We start from the raw sequence: 4,829 nt of genomic DNA, 5'->3' as shown, positions 1-4,829 counted from the left end.
TTGGATGTGCGGCTTGCCACATCGCGGATCTGCCACCCGCGCGAGGCATTTACAGTGATCTGTTGTTGCACGACTTAGGAACGGCACTGCAAGATCCCTTCCCGGCTCCTGTGGAGCAAACGATCAACCAAAACGTCGCCGCGACGACCAGCCCTTATTCGAATCGATATGGCCGTGTTGAAACATCATCCTACCGCACCAGGGCTTCGACCAATCGCAGCCGTTCCGCACCAAGAGGGAACAGCCGTTTGGGGCCGCAGGGATCGGGTCAAACCATGGCAACTAATTACGCTGGGCAACCGCAAATTGCTCGCGGCGATTTCAGCAAGGATGATCTCGCGAGTGGACACCAATTCTCACCGGATGTTTTGCAGCGAGAATGGAAGACACCACCGCTATGGGGCATCGCGGATTCAGCTCCCTACCTGCACGACGGACGCGCCGAAACGCTGAGTGATGCAATCAAGTGGCACGGTGGCGAAGCGGAGGAATCGAAGCAGAATTTCAACCAGCTGAAAGAGGATCAACAAGAACGGCTGCTTGCATTCTTGGAAAGCTTGAAGGCACCGCTGGATTGAATGCTAAAGCGGCCTAAGCGTCCAATAGTCCGCCGAGAACAGCGTGTCGAGGCCCCGGGCCCGAAGGCAGTCATATAGCATCGTAGTAGCGAAAGTCGTCAACGGCTTGTTGAATTAGTGAGCCGTGACGCGTCAGCGGCCGGGTCCCATGCACGCCCCGGTACCTTGCCGCCAATACCATCTACTTTGACCCTGACCGAGTGGTTTTTATAGCGGAGCGGCGCGGGGCCCCGCCCGGTAGATTTCGAACGCTTTACTCGCTGCAACCGGGCGGGGCCCCGCGCCGCACTAAGGTGGATGGCATTAGCCTTACGGGCCACGGTTCACCGTTTGGCTTTGCGTTTCGCGTCGCTGGCGGGCTCGTCATCCTTGCTGGACTTTTCCTTCTCCGCCGGCGGCGTGCTTTCGATATGCCCGCCGACGCTGAGCACGCTGAGTTCATCGGTCAATCGTTGCCGCAGCTCGTCCGCGCCGGGGAACCCCATATGCACCGACTCAATCACTCCCGATTTGCCAACCACGACGGTTTGCGGGATCGCATCGGCGCGAAACGCATCGGAGATTTTCCCGCCGGGATCCAAGACGACATCCAAGTCGATATCTTGTTTCTCGAGAAAGCTTTTTACCAACTCGAGTTCTTCACCCACGTTGACGGCTAAAAAGACTACGTCCTTGTCCGCGAACTCGCTCGTCACTTCCTGCAATACCGGCATCGCGGCAACACAGGGGGCACACCAAGTGGCCCAAAAATCGAGCACAATCACTTTGTCCTTCAGCCCCTCAAGCGAAACCGGCTGTTCCGACAACGTTGCTCCGCTGAAGGCGGGTGCTTTCTTCCCTAACAGCGGATGTTCGGCAACCGCACCAGCGACCGATTGCAGATAATCGTCAAGCGACTTGTATTCGGTGGCATCCTTGGACGGACGAAATGCAAACAATGCATCGCTGACCTCACCACTCATTCGCCACGAGAGAAAATCAAATTGAATTTGATACTTGAATCCTTGCGGCACTTGGACCTGCTTTGTTGCTCGCAACATGGCGGTCAAATCGACCAGCAAACGCAGCGGCTTTGTCGGCTCTTCTTCGCTCAACCACAAATCCCAACTGACCGCATCGTCCTGAACACCGTGTATTTGAACGGCGGGAACCCGGCCGCGAAACTTACCGCGACTGACGATCTCGACCGACTTCATACCGCCCAAAAAGCTTAGCGAAGGATCGACCCCGGCCAGCGACAATGCCATCACCGGTTCGGGATAGGCCCCCATCGCGATTGGCAATTCCACGACCGCTTGCTGCAGATCAAGACGGTCGTCGACTCGGTAATACGCCTCAGGTGAAAGCGCCACCACCATCTCGTTGCCGTTTGCATAGATTCGCGTTCGCTGGTCGGGCTCTTTCAAATAGATGGTGAACTTGTTGGGATGTTTTGACGCGATTTGGTAAGTCGCTTTGCGAGACTCGACCACCTTGCCCTGCACAATCGACTCGGTCAACATTTCGACGGTGCTTCGAGAGACATCCGCCTTGTTGATCGAAGCAAAAAACGGCTGGAGCACCTTGCGAACATCGTCGCTGAGCACAAACGCAGGCGACTGTGACGATGCCGCATTGGCATCCGATCCCTTGGCCGCCGCAGTTCCCTTGCTGTCATCCTGAGCCCGAGCGACAACAGGACTGGCCAACACAGCGATCAAAAATAGACGAGCAACCATCTCGAACAGCTCCCAAATTCATGCGTAAAGCGAACGCTCGCATGATAGAACGATTCCGAGGCGGTGGCTACATATGGGCCGGGACGACGCACTAATACGTGTCAGGATAGATCACCAGCTCGATGCGGCGATTGGCTGCACGGCCTGCCGCGGTGGTGTTGGGTTGGCGAGGGTTGTTGGCGCCTTGCGCCACCGTAAACAATTGGTTCGGCGGCATGCCGGCGCGGCGAGTCAACAGCTCGAGTACTCCTGCGGCCTGGCCGGCGGCCAATTGGTGACTGGTTGCAACTTGGCCACCGTACAGCGGTGAGTCATCGGTGTAGCCTTCGACCCCAATCCGCTGACGCGGAAACAAACTGCGAAGTTGGGCTGCAATCGGATCGAGTGTCGCCGATGCCTGAGGCAGCATTTGATTGGTGCCGGGTTGGAACAATTGGTCCGCCGGAATCACAATACGAATGACTTCGCCGTTCTGCTCGACGGGGATGCCGCCAAGGTTCAGCCGGCTGGCCGCTTGCAGCAGATCGGTATTGGCTCTGATCGATGCACCGCCACGCTGTTGCGTGGACGCCTGAAAACCGCGAACACGATTCTCAGCTTCACTGGCTGCGATCGAGGTCGACTCTAACTTGGCGCTCGTTTCGGACAGTTGCTTGCGAATTAATTCGAGCTCATCGCGATAAACCAACGACTGCTGTTCACTTTGCGCCAACTGGGTGTGCAATTGACGATTATTATCATCAAGCAACTGAACGCGTCGATTTAACTCGGCAAGTCTCGCTTGGGTCGGGTCGACCGCAGCAGAAACACCGCCTGGAGCATTCCAAACTCCGCCCGCGGACGAAGCAAGGTAAGGGTTCTGGCTGCATCCGAGCGCACTGGCCAACGCAACAGCGAGCAGCAAGCTGCTCGATTGTTTTGCGATTGCCAGATGATTGTTGCTGAAAAACATTGCTCTTCCTGTGCTGTAAGGCGAAAACCGCCTAACCCTGTTAGTGCGAACACTAAAAGCAGCCAACACCCCGTGGCAAGAGCAATTTTTTCGCAGAGCATGCTTTCCGCTAGCGACCGAGCGAGAAGCGGTTGCTTTCATCGCCAACCGTAACCGCTAAGCTTCGCTAGCCTTTGGCTGATCTCGACTTGCACAATGCAGCGCCCCGAGCCCCCAGATCAGATCCTGGCAATCAATCGCTTCCACCTGGGCTCCGCAGGCCAATTCGCGAATCACTGCGATCGCGTGCTCGTCGGCCGCAGGCTGACCAAACGTGGGAACCAGCAGCCGTTGGCGTCCCAACATCAAGAAATTGCAATAGCTCTCGGGCACGCGTTGGCCATCGACCTCGCGTTTAGCGGGGATTGGCAAGCGGTGAACGTTGACTTTGGGCTCGCTCGTTTCGCCCCACAAACGAAGTTGACGATAGTTATCTTCGAGTGGTTTGTGGTTAGGATCGTTGGGATCGTCACAAACCGCAACAACGATGTTGCAAGGATCGAGAAACCGTGCCAATTGATCGATATGCCCATCGGTATCATCGCCCACCAGACCGCCACCGCTGAGCCAAAGGATCTCCGTGACTCCCATCTGGGCGTGCAATTCCTGTGAAATCGCTTCGCTGGACCAGCCCGGATTCCGTGTCGACGTGATCAGACACTCCGGTGTGGTCAGCAATCGACCTTGGCCATCGGTTTCGATCGCCCCCCCTTCGAGACACAATTTGCTACGTATTGCGGGGATACCGATGTGGTCACAGATCTGGGCCGCTGCGGCGTCGTCGGCATCCCAAGGCGGGTATTTGCCACCCCAGGCGTTGTAGCGCCAATCGATTCCAACGAGACCGCCAATTTCGGAATCATGGACAAAGGTGGGTCCAAAATCGCGAACCCAAGAATCATTGGTAGGACAAAAAACCAGCTCGACAGGGCTATTTTTTGGCAGAAACGCCTTCGCATCGCCTGCCAAAGACTCGGGCAGCAGGATTCGAACCGCTGTCGACTCTGCCATCTGAGTCGCCCATTTGGCAAAAAATGCTGGCATACGGTCAAATCGACCCGGCCAAGTATCGAGGCTATGCGGCCAAGCCAGCCAAACCGCCTCTTGAGGCTCCCACTCCGCAGGCGTACGACGACTCAAGCAGCTACTCCAGCTGAAATGTTGCTCAGAGAGGCGACCCGCAGGTCTACTCGAACTTGATTTCTTCTTTGACCTTCTGGATGAAGTGGGGAGATTTCCCGCCCTTACTAAGCTCTAAAGCTCGCTTCTCAGCATCTTTCTTCTGATCAAACTCAAAAACAGCAACCCGTTTGAGGTTCTGGCTAAAGACTCCCCAATACAGTTTCAGACGAACATCTTCGGCCTGCTTTTTCTTGGATTTTCGAGTCGAGGCTTTTTTCTTGCTGGCTTTATTCTTGGCCGTGGCCAGTTTTTCTGCAGCTTCCGCCTCTGCAGCTTTCGCTTTACGACTGACGACCTTTCGGGCCATGTGAAGAATGAGGGGTATCGAGGAACGAATTGGATGTGATTTAAGCTGCCTAG

Annotated in this window: 5 protein-coding genes; 1 reads left to right on the top strand and 4 read right to left on the bottom strand. The window is 55.9% G+C overall.

Annotated features, from left to right (window positions below):
- Positions 1 to 578 (top strand): di-heme oxidoredictase family protein (locus tag ABX962_RS30365; RefSeq protein ID WP_372725173.1); only part of this gene is annotated, 578 nt, incomplete at its 5' end.
- 323 nt (positions 579 to 901) lie between these two features.
- Here ABX962_RS30365 and ABX962_RS30360 read toward each other — a convergent pair.
- The 4 genes from ABX962_RS30360 to ABX962_RS30345 form a co-directional block, all read right to left on the bottom strand.
- Positions 902 to 2,296 (bottom strand): redoxin domain-containing protein, encoded by a 1,395-nt coding sequence (locus ABX962_RS30360; protein ID WP_372725171.1) that lies wholly within the window; start codon positions 2,294 to 2,296, stop codon positions 902 to 904.
- Positions 2,297 to 2,387: 91 nt separating this feature from the next.
- Complete coding sequence (locus tag ABX962_RS30355; RefSeq protein ID WP_372725170.1) at positions 2,388 to 3,248, bottom strand: OmpA family protein; 861 nt, start codon at positions 3,246 to 3,248, stop codon at positions 2,388 to 2,390.
- Positions 3,249 to 3,404: 156 nt separating this feature from the next.
- A complete protein-coding gene (locus ABX962_RS30350) occupies positions 3,405 to 4,427 on the bottom strand; it encodes an agmatine/peptidylarginine deiminase (protein WP_372725168.1) in 1,023 nt (340 codons plus the stop codon).
- 46 nt (positions 4,428 to 4,473) lie between these two features.
- Positions 4,474 to 4,829 (bottom strand): hypothetical protein (locus ABX962_RS30345; protein WP_372725166.1); only part of this gene is annotated, 356 nt, incomplete at its 5' end.

The sequence above is a fragment of the Novipirellula sp. genome (genome assembly GCF_041583735.1).
Classification (GTDB): Bacteria; Planctomycetota; Planctomycetia; order Pirellulales; family Pirellulaceae; genus Novipirellula.
Note: the sequence above shows the minus strand (reverse complement) of the source record. Positions and strands in the feature narration are given on the sequence as shown.